The sequence below is a fragment of the Pseudoalteromonas sp. SWN166 genome (assembly GCF_015864485.1).
In the GTDB taxonomy this organism is placed as follows: domain Bacteria; phylum Pseudomonadota; class Gammaproteobacteria; order Enterobacterales; family Alteromonadaceae; genus Pseudoalteromonas.
The window spans coordinates 1-15641 of the sequence record NZ_JADYXB010000055.1 but is presented as its reverse complement, the minus strand read 5'-3'; the positions used below and the strand labels follow the sequence as shown (position 1 = coordinate 15641).

Genomic DNA, 15641 nt, shown 5'->3' with positions numbered 1-15641 from the left:
GGCGTGTACGTCAACGCATCCACAGGTGGTGGCTCCGTCAACCCCGGCGACTTCCCCCTTGCCGACACCATCGTGCCCGACGACGAGATGGTCATCGTTCGGGGCGGGGTTCTGATGCGCGTGCGCGTGGTTCTACAGGCAGGTGAAGTGCCGACCAACGCGGTCACAGTCAACGGCGAAGCCGTCACGGTCAACGGTCAATATGTGGTGGTAACAAGCTGATGGAACACGAACTCATACCCGCTGGGGAAATTCACGCACCCCACAATTGGGTCGTCGCGGACGAGGCCGAGCGCCTGGCGCTGGCGCCGACCGAAACGGACGTGCGCAAGTATCTCTACCAGGAGAGCGACAAGACCGAGTGGGTACTGACCGGGCTCGCCCCGGTTGAATGGGCGCAGCACATCGGCCCCACTGGGCCAGCAGGTCCAACAGGCGCAACAGGCGCAACAGGCGCAACAGGCGCAACAGGCGCAACAGGCGCAACAGGCGCAACAGGCGCAACAGGCGCAACAGGCGCAACAGGCGCAACAGGCGCAACAGGCGCAACCGGCAATGATGGAGCGACCGGCCCAACTGGCAGTACCGGCGCCACCGGGCCAACTGGGGCGACGGGGAATGATGGCGCTGACGGCGCTACAGGGCCAACGGGTGCAACTGGTGCCACTGGCGGCACAGGCCCCACGGGAGCAACCGGGGCCACGGGTGGTGCTGGTGATGTGGCTGCGCTGATTCACGCCGCCACCAGCAAAGCAACCCCGGTCGATGCCGATGAACTGGGCATTGTTGACAGCGCTGCGTCCAACGTCCTCAAAAAGCTGACGTTTGCGAATCTCGCGGCGTGGGTGCGTGGGATCGCGCTCACAGGGTTGAGCACTGCGACGAACGCGGTGATCACTGCTGCAGACACGGTGCTGGTTGCTCTGGGCAAGCTGCAAGCGCAGGTCAACGAGCTGGACACCAAAAAGTTAGATAATACCGGTGGTGATATTGCAGGCAATGTAAATTTCTCGGGAACTGGTAGGCGTATTACTGCGGATTTCAGTAACGCGACCGTTGCGAGCCGAGCGATGTTTCAGACGAGTACGACTAACGGCGCTACGGTATTGGGGGCGATGCCAAGTGGGGCCGGTGGTTATTCAGAGTATTCACTTTACAACGGACCCGACCCGACAAACGCAGCTAAATTTGATTTTTCCATAAGCGGCAGTACCGCGCGGCTGCGCTCTACAGCCATAGGAACGGGCGCATCGCTCCCGATAAATATTGAAACTCCAGGCGGGACTACGCTTCATTTGGGGACGAATGGTGATGTGCTCGCGCTGCGTGGCGCGCTGGGTTACGGCACGGGAGCAGGAGGTACAGTTACTCAAGCAACCAGCAAAACCACCGGCGTGACACTTAACAAACCTAACGGGCAGATAACTATGAACAGTTCTGCATTATCGGCAGGCGCGGCTGTGGTCTTTAGCGTGAGTAATTCATACGCCTTATCCACAAGTTTAATTGATGTTTGCGGGGGATACAACTCCGGTGCCCCTGATCCATCTAATTATAGGATTGAACTTAATTGGTCTGGAAACGGGGTTTTTAGTGTAAGAGTGACAAATATATCCACCGGCACACTTTCAGAGGAGCTTGTAATCAATTTCCAATTAAGGACAGGTTCTACATCATGATTATCAAACAACCAATCCGCTACGAAAACGACCCCGCGACCCTCGAAGCAACATGGGTTGATGCAAGCGGCGCGGTCATCAAGTGCCACGCCTACAGCAACGGCCAAATGGACATGCTACGCGCAGACCTTGGCGCTGACGCCCCGCAGTACGAGGCACTACTCGCCCAGGTCGAGGCCGAATATGTGCCGCCTGAACCACCAACGCTTGCAGAGCGTCAGGCTGAAATCGTCGCGCGCATCCAAGCGCTGGAAGACCAGCACCTAATGCCGCGCATCACCCGCGAAACGATCATCGCGCTGGCTGAAGAACGCGCGGTTGCCATGGGGCTGACCATTGAGTATCTGCGTGCCAAGAACAAGGGCTACGCGGGTCTGAAAACCCTGGACGAACAGAGCGCAGCACTCAGGAGCCAACTGCCATGAGCCACCTCCTATTTTTCCCCGTCTACGCCTTCCTCCTGCTCTACGCACTGTGGGTGTTTTTCCTCGCGGTCATGTCGCTCAAGCGCGCCAAGGACGCCGGCACGCTGACCTTTTGGAACAAAATGTTCGGATACCCAGTGCTGTTCGTCGGGCTGCTATTGGACTTTCTGGCAAACACCTTGGTGCTCACGGTACTTCTGGGTGAACTGCCGCGCGAGGGAACTGTCACCGCCCGACTGAAGCGCCACAACGAGACAAGCACCGGCTGGCGCAAGGCTGTCGCCGTTTGGGCGGAACAGCACCTCGACCAGTTCGACCCGAGCGGCGATCACATCTGATCCGAAACCAGCCCGCAGTCCACCAGCACATTTTCCGACGACAATCGCCACCCATGCGACATCTAGACCCCACTGCGGCCTTCACCGTGCTGCTGGCCTCCATCTTTGGGGCTCAACTCAGTGCGGTGATTGGCCCCTACGCCGTCATCATCCTTGCAGCTACCACGGGGGCTGGCTGGGGCCTTGGGCGCTGCCCGCCGATGACCCGCGCGCAGGGCCTCTGGTACTTTTTGAAACTCAATTGCACCGCTTTGTTGGTTACAGTACCGATTGCATCCGGTGTTCAGCATATGCTCGGCTGGCAAGAGGCCAACTGGCTCCTGGTCCCCGTCGGCCTCCTGGTTGGCGGTGTCGGCAATAGCTGGCCCAAGGTCGGCGAGTGGTTCGTGACCTGGCTGGGTCGCCTGCTGGAGAAGCGCACCGGCACCGAGCAACCACCGAAAAAGGACGACTGAGATGAATTCCCACCTCTGGGCCCTGCTGAACACGGTCGTCTGCGGGGCGATCATGGTTGTCTGCATCTGCCGCTTGTCGGTCATGCACGTAGGCATTCGCAAGCTCGTCCGTCTCAAATACACCCTGCTGCTGTCCGGCGCCTGCGCATACGGATTTCAGCCGTTCATCTTCGGCACATGGCCCACGCCCGCAGGTATGTTTTTCGTGGTCACGGTGTTTGTCGGGCTGCTCACCAGCTCGCACCGCTGGCGCCGCGCCGCCCCCATCGAGACCGAAACACGTCCTGCCGAACTGGCCTGAGAGCGTCGTCCGAAATTGTGCCGCAGAGGTGAATAACGCAGGGATCAACACAATGCGCAGCATTCAGCAAAGGACTGCGCATGCGCCCCTGTTTCAAATTCACAGCCAAGGCGGGTAAAAAGCCCGCGGTCTTGGCGCTAGACGAGGAAATCGGCTTCTGGGGCACCCAGGCCAAAGATTTCCGTGCCCAACTGGATGCTGTCGAAGGCAACGAACTGGTGGTCGAGATCAACTCGATTGGCGGTGACGTGATGGCCGGCCTGGGCATCTACAACATGCTGCGCTCCTGGGCCAAGGACGGCAAGACCGTCACCACCCGCGTGACCGGCATCGCAGCCAGCATCGCCTCGATCATCGCCCTCGCAGGCGACAAGCGCGAGATGCCCAAGAACACGTTCGCCATGGTGCACCAGGCTTCGACCATCGCAGCCGGCACCTCGGAAGACATGCGCGACGCGGCCAACTGGCTGGACAAGGTGGACGGCTCTCTGCGCAACATCTACATGGACCGCATGGGTGCTGACGAAGCCAAGGCCGCCGAAATCATGGCGAAGGACACGTACCTGACCGCTGACGAATGCCTGGACCTGGGCTTCGCCACTGCGCTTCTGGACGACATCCGCGCCACGGCCAAGTTCGACCTGGCCCGCGCCGACCTGCCCGCCAACGTGGCTGCGATCTTCAAGGCGGAAGCCGACCCAGTGGTTGACCCCGTTGTTGACCCTGTGATCGACTCTGTGATCGACCCTGTGATCGACCCCGCGGTGCCAGACACCCCCGTCGCCAAGCAGATCGAAGCCCTGGCAATCACCGCTGGCCTGCAGGCCTACGCCGCTACGTTCGCAGTGGCCTGCACCTCGCTGGACGAAGCCAAGACCCGCATCACTGCGGCCAAGGAAATTGTGGCGCTCTGCGCCGTTGCCAAGCGCCCGGACGATGCCGCCAAGGCCATCCGCGCCAACCAGTCCGTAGAGGACGTGCGCGCCGCGCTGATCAAGGCAATGGCCGAGGCCGATGAGCACACCAACAACGCGCCTCCGGCGCGTGGGTCCCAAACCGCCGGCCAGTCCGGGGTGTTGTCGGCGAAAGCCGTCTACGAAAAGCGTGCGGCACGCAAGCAAAACTCTCGCAAAGGAAACTGACCATGGCAACCTCTCTTCTCTCCACGCCGCGCGTCAAAGCGGTGATCATTTCGGAAGCGTCCAACCAGCGCAGCCGTGAAAACATCGTCGTGACCCAATCGGGCACCGCGCTGGCCTCCGGCACCCTGCTGACCCGCTCGGGCGACGCAGGCGAGGGCACCTTCGCCATGGACGCCGGCGCAACTGGCAACCCCACGGCGGGCACTATCACTGTCGGCGCTGCGGCCATCCCCGGCGTCTACGTGATCGAGTTCACCGCAGCCACCAAGTTCACGGTGGAAGACCCTGAAGGCAAGACCGTCGGCACCGGCACGCTGGGTGCCGCCTTCAGCAAGGGTGGCGTCGGCGTCACGCTGACAGCAGGCGCAACCCCCGCAGTGGCTGGCGACACCGCGACCATCACCGTGGCTGCAGGCTCCGGCAAGTACATCGCCTACACCGCCAACGGCGCCGCAGGCCCCGCTGACGCGGTGCTCTACAACTGGCTGCCCGCCAAGACCGGCGACTCCGACGCAGTGGGCTTCGTGCGCGACGCCGAGCTGAACCGCTTCGAACTCACGGGTCTCGACGCGGCAGGCCAGACCGACCTGGCGAAGAAAGGTCTGATCGTGCGCGGCACGGCTGGCCTGCCAACCGTTTCCACCCCGGCTCTCTGAGCCTTTCATCTCTCGACTCAGGAGCACAAGAAACATGGCAACCCTCGACATTTTCCAGGACGATGCGTTCAGCGTTACGTCTCTGTCCAGCACCATCACGGACATTCCCGACGTGCCCACCAAACTGGGCGACAAGGGTCTGTTCCAAGAGGAAGGCATCTCGACCACTTCGTTCATGATCGAACGCCAAGGGTCGAGCATCAAGCTGCTGCCCACCGCCCCCCGCGGCGGTGTGCGTGAGCCTGTCGCCCTCGGCCCTCGCAAGCTGATCCCTCTGCACGCTCTGCACATCCCCGCCTCATGGTCGGTGCTCGCAGACGAAGTGCAAGGCATCCGCGCCTACGGCAGCGAGACCGAAGTCGAGCAGGCAGCCACACTGGTGCAGCGCAAGCTCGCCAACGTGCGTGCCAGCATGGACCTGACCCACGAGAACATGCGCGTCGGCGCACTCAAGGGTCTGGTGACCGACGCCGACGGCTCCACGCTGCTCGACGTGTACGACGCCTTCGGCATGACCCAGCAGACCCAGTTCTGGAACATCGCTGTGGCCGCCAACGGCGACCCCAAGGCTTCGATCATCACCCTCAAGTCGATGATCCGCGCCAAGATGGGTGGTCGCTCCTTCGGTCGCATCCGCGTGATCTGCTCGCTGGGCTTCTTCACCCCCCTGGTGCAGAACACCAAGATGATCAAGGCGTGGGAACTGTGGAACCAAGGCGCCTACCTGCGCACCGACCAGGTGAACGGTGGCGACTTCGAGTTCGCAGGCGTGATCTTCGAGGTCTACGACGGCGGCACCTCGGCCGGCGACTTCATCGCTGACGGTATCGCCTACGCCTACCCCGAAGGTGTCCCCGGCATGTTCCAGTCCAAGTTCGCACCTGCGGACTACATGGAGACGGTGAACACGCAGGGCCTGCCGTTCTACGCCAAGCAGGAAGCGATGCCTTTCAACAAGGGCATCATCGGCGAGGCGCAGTCCAACCCGATCCACTTCAACTCGTTGCCCGAGGCAGTCATCAAGCTGTCTGTGGCCGCGAGCTAAATGGCAAGCGTCTTCGGGCGCATGACGGAGAGCGTCCTTTCCCTGCTGGGCGAGGACGCTCTTTTACGTGGTGCGGTCCCCTGCAAAGTGAACATCGAGCACGACGTGCAGCTCGTCGGTATGGACGCCGAGCGCGCACAGAGCCGGGGCGACCTGGTGACCAACAGCGACGTGATCACCCTCGCTAAACGGCACAACCCCAAAGGCGGGGACTCTCTGAAATTCACGGGAACCGGGCCCCACGCGGGCCGCTCGTTCCGCCTCGAAACCATGATCGAGGACAACGGCTACTCCCGCCGCTACATCGTCATTGAGACGACGGTGCCATGACCAAAGCCCGCGACTACACGCTCAAGATCGACGCCTCCCAGGTAGTGAAACTGGGAGAACGACTCGCGCAGGCCAGCGGCGAAGAGATTGGCCGCGCGTCCGTCACCGCTTTGAACGAGGTGGTGGACCGCACATACGATCTGGCGCGCGACCGGATGATCGCCGGTATCAACCTGTCCGACGATTATCTGCGGCGTCGAATGACGCTCCAGCGCGCCACACCCGGCAAGCCGGTGGCGTCGATCACGGCCAGCGGTGCGCGCAACGCAACCACCGTGCTCGGGCGCTACGACGCCAAGCCGGTGATCGTAGCGAACAACAAAGGGCGGCCCGGAAAGGGCAACAAGGCCCTTGGCATCCCGTCGGGCCAGAAGCAGGTCGGTGTCACCGTTGAGGTGACCCGTGGGCAAACGAGTGACGGGTTTGTACCGCGCGGTTTCCTACTCCCGCTGAACCGAGGCACCGAGTCCGGTGGCAACGGCTTCGGCGTTTTCGCGCGTTCGCGCGACGGCAAGTTGCGCCACCGCTACGGCCCGTCCGTGTATCAACTGTTCGCCTACCAGGTCGAGCGCATCGTGAACGATGTGACCGACGACCTGGAAGACACCCTCGCCGCACAGGTTGACCTGGCGCTGCAGAAAGCCATCGAACCATGACCGCCACCCCCGCCATCTTCAAGAAGTCCTCCGACATCGCCGAGTATCTGACCACGGTACTGCAGGGCGTCACCAAGGCCAACGGCTACAAGACCGACCTCGGCACCACGGTGTACCGGGGCCGCCTGAAGCACGATGAGGACCGTGTGCCCTACGCCGTGCTTATCGAGGGTGAGGACCGCCCGCAGGAGAACGACGGCGGCCGACTGGACATCACCCTGGAGCAAGACTTCGTACTCGGCGCCTACGTGCACTGCAACGTGGACAACCCGAACGATGCCGCGCACGACGCGATCAAGGACATCAAGAAGGCGGTGTTCTCCAGCGACCTGGCCCGACGACCGATTGCCGGTGCGCGCGGGGCCAACGGCCGCGTAGCGAAGTTGAGCTACCGGGGGAAGGACATCGGCCCCCGCGCCGATGGCAAGAACATTGTGTTCGCCGTCGTGCACATCACGGTGGTGTTCGCCGAGAACCTGCTGGAAGCCTGAGTCCGAAATTGTGCCGCAGAGGTCGATTCGCCCTGTGCGATGACACTGCGAGCGTTGTAATCCGATCTTGCCGTGAGTGCGGCATGACATTCTCAAGGAGTTTCTCATGGCAGCACGCAGCTTCAATGGCGCTGGCGACGTTTACTTTAACCGTATGGTGGACGGCGTAAAGCAAGGTCTTGTCGGGCCGATCTACGCCGACAGTCTCTCGATCACCCCCAGCGTCGAAACGATCCAATCGACCAGCAAGGGCCGGTATGACTATGGTCAGGTGCTGGAGAGCGTGAACATCGCCCAACCGTCTGAGTTCTCCATGGCGCTTAAGGAAGTTACCGGCGACATCTTGACCATGGCCTTCCTCGGAACCTCTGCCGCGTTCACCGAAGCCTCCGGCACGCTGACGGGCTACGACCTGACTGTCACACAGGTGGGCACATGGCTCCCCATCGGCAAAAAGAATCTCGCCACACTGGTTACCGTTGAAGACGCGGCCACTGGTGGCGCCACGCTGATCGAAGGCACCGACTACAAACTGAACCGCCCCATGGGCTGGATCATGGCGCTGGCCGGGGGCGCTCTGGCGGTAAACGACCACGTTTTCATTACCTGCGCACATAGCGGTGCCACGGGCACGAACGTTAAGGGCTCCACCCGCACAGAAGTTCGCGTTGAAATCATTTTCGACGGTATCAACCAAGCTGACGGCACCCAGTGCACGGCAACGATCTGGGAAGCCATCCTGGCGCCAGACAGCGAGTTTGACTTCCTGGCGGATGACTTCGGGAACGTAAACCTGACGGGGACACTGAAGACCCCGGTCGGCAAGGACGCTCCGTACGAGGTGTTGATCCAAGACCCCGTGGCCTAAGCACTGCTGGTGTGGCGGGCCCGCCCGCAGCCCAAACCCGCCACGCGCCTTCAGCCTGGCGGGTTTTTTCATTCAAGGATCGTCATGCATAAATGCACCCGATGCGGGTTGACCAAGACCCCTAGTGAATTCTACAAAGCCACCAAGAATCCTTCGGGCCTGCAGTCCCGGTGCAAAGAGTGTTCGAAGGCGACAAACCGCGAGTGGATGGCGAAGCACCCGGAAAAAGCTGCGGAGTACACCAAGCGGTACGAAGAGAACAACGCCGAGCGTCGCAAAGAACTCCGCGCGATCAGTCGCGCGGCGTATGCCCCGCGTCGTCTTGAACTGGGACGCGCGCTGGAAGAGAAAAACCGCGCGAAGCGCAAGGCACAGGCCGACGCCCGTCGCGCGTCGATGCTTGATCGCCATAATGAAAAGTCGCGCCGTTGGCGCGCCGCGAACTTGGAAAAGTCCAAGGCCATCTTCAAGAAGTGGCGGGACGCCAACCCGGGCGTGATGGCGATGCATTCGGCGAAATGGCGCGCGGCCCTTTTGCAAGCAACCCCAACATGGGCCGACCAAAAGAAGATCGCGGAATTCTATGAGGCCGCCGACGGCCTGAGCATGCTCACTGGGGAGTGGTATCACGTGGACCACATCGTACCGCTGCAAGGTAAGACGGTGCGCGGCCTGCACTGCGAAGCCAACCTCCAAGTCCTGCCTGAAGCCGAGAACATCCGCAAAGGCAACCGCCACTGGCCTGACCAGCCCTGAAAGACACCATGGCTACTTCGAATCGTGATGTAACCCTCAAACTGAGCGTTGAGACCCTCGGTGAAGACGGTATCAAGGAACTGCAGAAGGCGGTTGAAGCTCTCGGGCGCGACGGCGGCGCAGCGGCGCCTGAGTTCCAGAAGCTCGCCGACGAGATCGGCCGCCTGGGCGAGCAGAGCCAAGCGCTGACCACGTTCCGGGAACTGAGCGAGGAAACCGACAAGCTGGCCGCGCGCCAAGTGGACGCCGCCGACAGCGCCGCGCAGATGGCCGAGCGGCTGGAGGTGTTGCGTGATGCCACTGCTAAGGCCACCCAGCGGCAGAGCGAGGCCAACGCCGAGTTGTTGAAGGGTCAGCGCACGCAAGCCGAGGCCACGGCAGCGTTGCGACTCCTGAAGGCAGAATACGACGCGGCCGGGAAGAACACTGCAGCCTACCGCGACCAACTGGCCGATGCGGTCAAAGCTCAGAACGCAGCAAACGTCGAACTCGTAACGCTGCGCGCCAACCAGAAGGCAGCCAACGCCGAAGCCTCGTCGGCCGTGGCCGAGCAAGGCAAACTGGAGACCCAGTACAAGAAGAGCGCGGCACAGGTCGAACGCCTGGACACCGCCCTGAACAAGCAGAACGAGGCGCTACGTCAGGCGACCACGGCGGCCGAGGCGCTGGGGCTGTCCACTGCAGACGTAGCTGCGGCTGAGGGCAAGCTGCAGGCGATCTTCAACTCTGGCGTTCAGACCGTAAACGCGCGCAACGCAGCGCTCCGCGAGATGGCAGAAGCCAACCGCCTGCTCGCCATCGAAGAGAAGGCAGTTGCAGACCTGCTGGCACGCGGCCAAGCGGCGCTGCAGGCCGAGACACTGGCCCAGCGCGATGCGGCGCGGGCCACGGAGCAGTACGCGGCCACAAAGCGCGAAGCGGCTGCGGCCAACGATGCCTGGCAGAAAGAGGCCGAGGCCCTGGTCAACGCGGCCCACGCCGCCCAGCAACTGGCCCGCGAGACCGAGATTTTGGCTGCGGCCCAGCGTGAACTCGCCAACCAGAACGCCTTCGAGAAGCAGGCCACCGAAGCGCAGAAACTGCTGCAGGCGGCCCAGTACGTCAAGTTCTGGGAGAACGCGCTGGAGCAGGCCGAGACCCAGGTCAAGCAGACCGCTGACGAAGCCCAGAAGGCTGCCCAGCGCATCGACAACGCCTTCGGCACGCTCGGCGTGCGCTCGGTGCAGGCCGTCCAGCAGGAAATCGCCGAGACACGCGCTGCGATGGCAACCCTGGCGACCACTGCCGGGCAGACGGGTGCACAGCTCTCCGGCGCCTTTGCTGCGGGCGAGAACAAGATCAAGGTGCTGGAGCGGGAAATCCGCGAGCTGACCGGCACGCTGACCACCGCCGACAAGGCGGCCGGCCTGTTCAAGAACTCGCTGGGCCAGATTGCGGCCGGCAACCTGATCGCGGACGCCGTGGGCGCGATTGTGGAGCGCGTCAAGGACATGGGTCGCCAGTTCATCGCCTCGGTCGTGCAGCTCGACACGTTCCGCCGGGCCATGAACGCTGTCTACAAAGACACCGCACTCGTCGCCAGCCAACTGGATTTCCTACGCAAGACCGCCAACGATAGCGGCGTGGGGGTGGGCGGCCTCAGCGACTCGTTCGTCAAGTTCTCGGCATCCATGAAGTCGGCCAACGTACCGGCGCAGCAGAGCAACGAGCTGTTCGCCTCGCTGACCCGCGCCGCAGGCTCGCTGGGCCTCGGCGCCGAGCGCACGTCCCTGGCCCTGGACGCACTCAGTCAAATAGCGTCCAAGGGCGTCGTTAGCATGGAAGAGCTGCGACAGCAATTAGGGGATTCCCTACCTGGTGCGCTCAGTTTGACGGCCAAGGGGCTCGGAATCACCGACGCCGAACTGGTCAAACTGGTGGAGTCAGGCAACTTGGCAGCGCGCGACTTCTTCCCGTCGTTCACCAAGGGTCTGCAGGAACTGCACGGCGAGACAGAAGGCTTGGTGCCCACGTGGGAGCGCCTGAAGAACGCCTTCACACTGGCCGCCCAAAACGCTGGTGACGCCGGCTGGCTGGAAATCCTGACCATGGGGTTGCGCGGTCTGGGCCTGGCGGCAGGATCGGTACTGCTCCCGCTCAACGCCCTGTTTGAATTAATGGCGGGCCTGATCCGGTCTGGGGGAGCCTTGGTCGCAGCCATCGCCACATGGACAAACCCCATGGAGGCTTTGAGTGAAATCTGGGGACAGGCTGCGGATCGCCAGTCCAAGTTGACCGAGGCTTTCGACGCGACGATCAAGGGGGTCGCTCAGACAAGCGCCGCCACGACGCAACTGACCAGTAAAGTCCAAGAGACTATCACCTCGACCGACGGCCTGACCAACTCGCAGAAGCTCGCAGCCATCGCGGCGCAGCTAAATGGAGACGCCACACTAGAGGCGGCTGCGAAGTACGTTCAACTCTCTATTGCCACGGCCACGCTGATCAAAGAGCAGGAGAACGAGACGCTGAACCTGGAGCGCGTCGCCAAAGCGCGCAAGGAAGAGGGTGAGACCCTGGTGGCGCTGGCGAAGTTGCGAGGCGATGAACAGGGCGTCCTGAAGGCAGCCAGCCAAGCGGCGGAAGAGTACGCACTTGCCAGCGCGCGGGTCGCGGCTTCGAAGCAGGAAGAGCTGAAAATCCTGGAGCAACAGTTGGTCGCACAGCAGGCCAAGCTCGAAGCCGACAAGGCGACGGCGGATCAGCAGGAAAAAGAGACGCAGAAGCTGCGCGAACTCATCAAGACCAAGCAGTCCGAGGTCGAGCAGACCAAGGCGTCAACGGAGGCGGCAAAACAGGAAGTCGCGGCGCGCAAACTGGCCGTTGAGATATACGGCGACCAGTCGGCCAAGATGGCCGAGTACCGCGCCGAAATGGATCGGCTCATCCTCGTCTTGCAAGAGTACGAAAAGCTCAACATCAACGGGAAAAAGACTGACGAGGAAGTCGCGGCTGTGCGCCAGAAACTGGCCGAGATAACGGCCAAGTACAAAGACACCGTGAATGACTTGGCACGGAACCTGCGCCTGCAAGCGGCAGAAGAAGTCGCCACGCTGAAGACCAAACAGGCTTCACTTTCCGTGGACATTCAGATTGCACAGGCAAGTGCCAACATCGCTCGCCTTCGTGGGGATAACACCAAGGCGATGCAGTTGGAGCGCGAGGCCATGGCGAAGCAGATCGAGGTCGCCAAGATCAAAATCGAGATCGACCGGGTACAGGCACAACTCCAGATCAAACTTCTCGAAAACGAGAAGTTGAAGCTCCAAGCCAGTGACGCCAACTACAAACTGTTGGTGCGGGAGTTGGACCTAAAGATCAAGTTGCAGAAGGCAACCCTTACCGAACTGGATGGCGCGGACAAACTCATCCGGTTGAAAGAAGAAGAGAACCGCCTGCGGCAGCAGGCCACCAACGACCTCGGCAGTGAGGCATCCGCGCGAGGCAACGTCACAGAGGCCAGCGAGCGCCAGGCCGACGCCATGGCGAAGATGCTCATGCAGTACACACTCAGCGCCGACTACAGCGAGCGGCAGATCGCCATCTTGGAACGAGAAGCCGCCGCCGAGGAAAAACTGGCCGAAGCCCGCCGCAAGCGCCTGAACGTGGACAAGGAAGGTTACTCCTTGAACACCGCAGGGGAGCGCGTGATGGCCGGGGAAACCCAAGAGCAGGTAGACCGCGACATCGCCCGGCGTTACGGCGAAGAGAACATCGGCAACCCAGACGCCATCAAGGCTCGCGGCCTGGCAGAGATGCTGAAGTTCATCTCCAGTCAGGGTGGGCAGATTCGAGACCCCAACTACAGCAAGCAGGTGGCTGACATGCGCCGGCAACTGCAGGAGTTGGAAGCGAAGCTGCTCAACACAGGCCCGGCACCAGGCGGCACGGCGACCACACCCGCAGGTGGGGGATCGACGACGCCAGGCGGCAGCCCTTCGGGTGGGCGCCCAAGCAGCGGTGGCGTCAGCAGCGGGGGGAACCTGACCGTCAACCTCGGCGGCCGCAACCTCGGAACCATCACCGGACTGAACCCCACGCAGTCACGTGAAACTCTCGCAGTGCTTCGCGCACTTGAAACCTCACAAGGAACCGCAGCATGAGCCTCACCCTGGCCGATGGCACGACCACACTGACCTTGAACCCAGACCTGTTCTGGTCCGACGAGAACAACTGGAACCCGGTCGAGCAGACTGCCGACCGCACGATCACGGGCGCGTACATCGTCCAGGCGGCGGCGAGGGTCAAGGGGCGACCCATCACGCTGGAGCCGGAGAGCGACAGCAGCGCGTGGATGACGCGCGCCGACGTGACGGCGTTGCGAAATTGGGCCGCAGTACCCGGCAAAACCATGACTCTTACACTTCGCGGCGAGGCTCGGGAGGTCATCTTCCGTCACCAGGACGGCGGTTTTGAGGCCCGTCCTGTGATCCAGTACCGCGATGGGCACGAACTGCCTGCCGACTTTTACCTCTGCACCATCCGTCTCATGGAGATTTAACAAGTGGCAATCTTGAAAGGCGATGTCCGCCTGGTAGCGTCGGCGGTGATGGATGACGTGAGCGAAGGCGGCGGTGCCCCCACGGCGACGATCATCCAGGACGGTGAGAGCAACAACATCTTCCCGGACATCAGCGAGCTGGACCGCGCGGGCGGTCGGGTGAACCTGCGCAAAGTGCATGTGCACGTCCAGACGGGCGACCGTGACACGCTGCTGGGCACCAATTTCATTGTGGCCGAGCCCCCTAATGATCCGAACGTGAGCATCACGGTCTTCTCTACCGGCGAGACCTTTGACACGCGCACCAACGCTGCGGATTTCATCGAAGCCTATCTGGTGAAAGGCCCCGCACTTCCGGGCTTCTTGCTGGAGAACCACGTCGCTGGTCAGCGGGCGATCCAGTTGTTCCAACGCCCCGGGTCCCCGCTCCCCGCTGTGGGCCGCACCCTGGTACTGGTGGCCGACGAAGACACCCCCGACGAGATCGTGCAGTACGTGCGCACGACGCGGGTGGAAAGCACCATCGGCACCTACACCGAACTGGTTGGCGGCGGTTTGGTGGACTTTGAAGCGGAAGTTGTCACCTGTGACATCAGCGATGCCTTGCGCGTCAACTTCCCTGGCTCACCCCCATCCCGGCTTTTCGCCGTGGCCGACGGCAAGACTAAGGTCCGTGACACCACCGTCGCGGATGCCGGGTCGTACCACGGTGTCGTTGCCCTGGAATCGGCGGGGGCTATCGGCGACGCAACGGTGCAGGTGGAGAGCGTCTACACCCAACTGGTTCCCAACGCGCGGACGGAAGTCAGTGCGCTCGACCAGCGGCCTTCCGCACAGCGATCCTTGGTCTTGGCCGAGACGCCACGGCTTGTTACCGTTGGCGCCGCGCCGCACAGCAAGCGCATCAAGATCGGGCAGGAAAACCGCGGCTTCAATTTCGTTGACATCCTGCGGCCGTTCCCGGCTGCGAACTCCTTGGTGGTTTCCTTCCGGGCGCTCGGTAGTTGGTACACCATCCAGGACGACGGTCTCGGCAACCTGACGGGCACGGGGGTTGGCACCGTCAACTACGACAACGGCTCCATCGCCGTAACGTTCCCCTCGATGCCAGACGTTGGCTCATCCATCATCTACTCGTGGGGTGAGAAGTCTGCGTACACCAACCGATCTGCCGCCATCGGTTTTCGGATGCCCGAATTGTCGTGGACCGTACCGCACTCCCCCTTGGAACCAGGGTCCGTCGTCGTGACCTGGGAGTCTGGGGGTGTGTTGAAGACCGCAACCGACAACGGCACAGGCGGTTTCACCGGAGACGCTACAGGCAGCATCACGTACAACAGCGGGTTCATCTCCCTCAAACCTTTGGCGATGATCGACCCAGGCGGCGAGTTCAACACCGAATACGCCTACACGTCGGCCCGCAGCGAGAGTTTCGCCGGCCTTAGCCCCGACGCCGGCGGTTTTGTGACCATCACCTTGAGCGAACCGCCCCTGGCTGGGACCATCACCGCCCGTTGGATCACGGTGCGCAACGTCAGCAACAGCAGCGGGACCAGCGATCTGGTGAGTGAAAGCAGCACGGAGATCGAGTACAACGGCGCCGTGATCGTAGACCCGCCGCGCTCTGGCGGTGGGGGCAGTACCGGCGGGGGTGGGGGCGGCGGGGGCGGTTCGTCCACATCCTACGCCTGGCTGGAATGCGGCAACCCGCAGGTCTTGAGCGGAACGGCGTTCAACTTAACCTTTGACGCAGGCCCCGGCGCGGACGGCACGTACTCCTGGACGACCATCACCCTTAAAGGTGGCGGCCTTGGCGCAACCTCCGGCACGTTCACCGTGTCAGGGGGTCAAGGGTCCTTCTCTGTACCAACAGTCTCCGGCTGGCTGGTGAACAGCACGCACCACGTTTTCGTGGAAAATCCGTCGTCCATCACGGTGGGCCAGTCGGTTGTTCTCTAC

General features: G+C 62.2%; 18 protein-coding genes. 17 read left to right on the top strand and 1 reads right to left on the bottom strand.

Features of this window, described 5'->3' with window-relative positions; genetic code table 11:
* On the top strand, positions 1-222 hold a 222-nt coding region (locus tag I6F49_RS19140), incomplete at its 5' end, for a hypothetical protein (protein WP_197181642.1).
* A 115-nt stretch (positions 223-337) separates the two neighbouring features.
* On the opposite strand, the gene I6F49_RS20430 is transcribed toward I6F49_RS19140, so the two are convergent.
* Positions 338-703, bottom strand: a complete 366-nt coding sequence (locus I6F49_RS20430) for a hypothetical protein (RefSeq protein WP_231615151.1) — start codon at positions 701-703, stop codon at positions 338-340.
* 16 nt (positions 704-719) lie between these two features.
* On the opposite strand from I6F49_RS20430, the gene I6F49_RS19135 reads away from it, so the two are divergent.
* The 16 genes from I6F49_RS19135 to I6F49_RS19060 all read left to right on the top strand — a co-directional run.
* The gene (locus I6F49_RS19135) at positions 720-1679 is read left to right on the top strand and encodes a hypothetical protein (RefSeq protein WP_197099305.1); all 960 of its coding nucleotides are present in this window, start codon (positions 720-722) and stop codon (positions 1677-1679) included.
* Positions 1676-2104 (top strand): hypothetical protein, encoded by a 429-nt coding sequence (locus I6F49_RS19130; RefSeq protein ID WP_114488097.1) that lies wholly within the window; start codon positions 1676-1678, stop codon positions 2102-2104. The genes I6F49_RS19135 and I6F49_RS19130 overlap by 4 nt, the downstream gene beginning before the upstream one ends.
* Complete coding sequence (locus I6F49_RS19125) at positions 2101-2442, top strand: hypothetical protein (RefSeq protein ID WP_114488098.1); 342 nt, start codon at positions 2101-2103, stop codon at positions 2440-2442. Before I6F49_RS19130 ends, I6F49_RS19125 begins: the two co-directional genes overlap by 4 nt.
* Positions 2443-2495: 53 nt before the next feature.
* On the top strand, positions 2496-2897 hold the full coding sequence (locus tag I6F49_RS19120) for a hypothetical protein (RefSeq protein WP_114488099.1): 402 nt from the start codon (positions 2496-2498) through the stop codon (positions 2895-2897).
* Position 2898: 1 nt separating this feature from the next.
* Positions 2899-3198 carry a hypothetical protein gene (locus I6F49_RS19115; RefSeq protein ID WP_114488100.1) on the top strand — a complete coding sequence of 100 codons (300 nt, stop codon included), beginning with the start codon at positions 2899-2901 and terminating at the stop codon, positions 3196-3198.
* Between the two features lie 80 nt (positions 3199-3278).
* Positions 3279-4340: a head maturation protease, ClpP-related gene (locus I6F49_RS19110; protein WP_114488101.1), complete on the top strand. Its 1062-nt coding sequence runs from the start codon at positions 3279-3281 to the stop codon at positions 4338-4340.
* 2 nt (positions 4341-4342) lie between these two features.
* The gene (locus tag I6F49_RS19105; protein WP_114488102.1) at positions 4343-4996 is read left to right on the top strand and encodes a head decoration protein; all 654 of its coding nucleotides are present in this window, start codon (positions 4343-4345) and stop codon (positions 4994-4996) included.
* Between the two features lie 34 nt (positions 4997-5030).
* On the top strand, positions 5031-6041 hold the full coding sequence (locus tag I6F49_RS19100; RefSeq protein ID WP_114488103.1) for a major capsid protein: 1011 nt from the start codon (positions 5031-5033) through the stop codon (positions 6039-6041).
* On the top strand, positions 6042-6371 hold the full coding sequence (locus I6F49_RS19095) for a hypothetical protein (RefSeq protein WP_114488104.1): 330 nt from the start codon (positions 6042-6044) through the stop codon (positions 6369-6371). It abuts the gene before it with no gap.
* Positions 6368-7027 carry a phage tail protein gene (locus tag I6F49_RS19090; protein ID WP_114488105.1) on the top strand — a complete coding sequence of 220 codons (660 nt, stop codon included), beginning with the start codon at positions 6368-6370 and terminating at the stop codon, positions 7025-7027. The genes I6F49_RS19095 and I6F49_RS19090 overlap by 4 nt, the downstream gene beginning before the upstream one ends.
* The gene (locus I6F49_RS19085; RefSeq protein ID WP_114488106.1) at positions 7024-7518 is read left to right on the top strand and encodes a hypothetical protein; all 495 of its coding nucleotides are present in this window, start codon (positions 7024-7026) and stop codon (positions 7516-7518) included. Before I6F49_RS19090 ends, I6F49_RS19085 begins: the two co-directional genes overlap by 4 nt.
* A 106-nt stretch (positions 7519-7624) precedes the next feature.
* Positions 7625-8386 carry a hypothetical protein gene (locus I6F49_RS19080; protein ID WP_114488107.1) on the top strand — a complete coding sequence of 254 codons (762 nt, stop codon included), beginning with the start codon at positions 7625-7627 and terminating at the stop codon, positions 8384-8386.
* A gap of 84 nt (positions 8387-8470) precedes the next feature.
* The gene (locus I6F49_RS19075) at positions 8471-9142 is read left to right on the top strand and encodes a hypothetical protein (protein ID WP_197181641.1); all 672 of its coding nucleotides are present in this window, start codon (positions 8471-8473) and stop codon (positions 9140-9142) included.
* Positions 9143-9150: 8 nt separating this feature from the next.
* Positions 9151-13284 (top strand): tape measure protein, encoded by a 4134-nt coding sequence (locus I6F49_RS19070; RefSeq protein ID WP_114488109.1) that lies wholly within the window; start codon positions 9151-9153, stop codon positions 13282-13284.
* A complete protein-coding gene (locus I6F49_RS19065; RefSeq protein ID WP_114488110.1) occupies positions 13281-13682 on the top strand; it encodes a hypothetical protein in 402 nt (133 codons plus the stop codon). The genes I6F49_RS19070 and I6F49_RS19065 overlap by 4 nt, the downstream gene beginning before the upstream one ends.
* Positions 13683-13694: 12 nt before the next feature.
* The coding region (locus I6F49_RS19060) for a hypothetical protein (protein WP_197181640.1) at positions 13695-15641 on the top strand (1947 nt) is incomplete at its 3' end.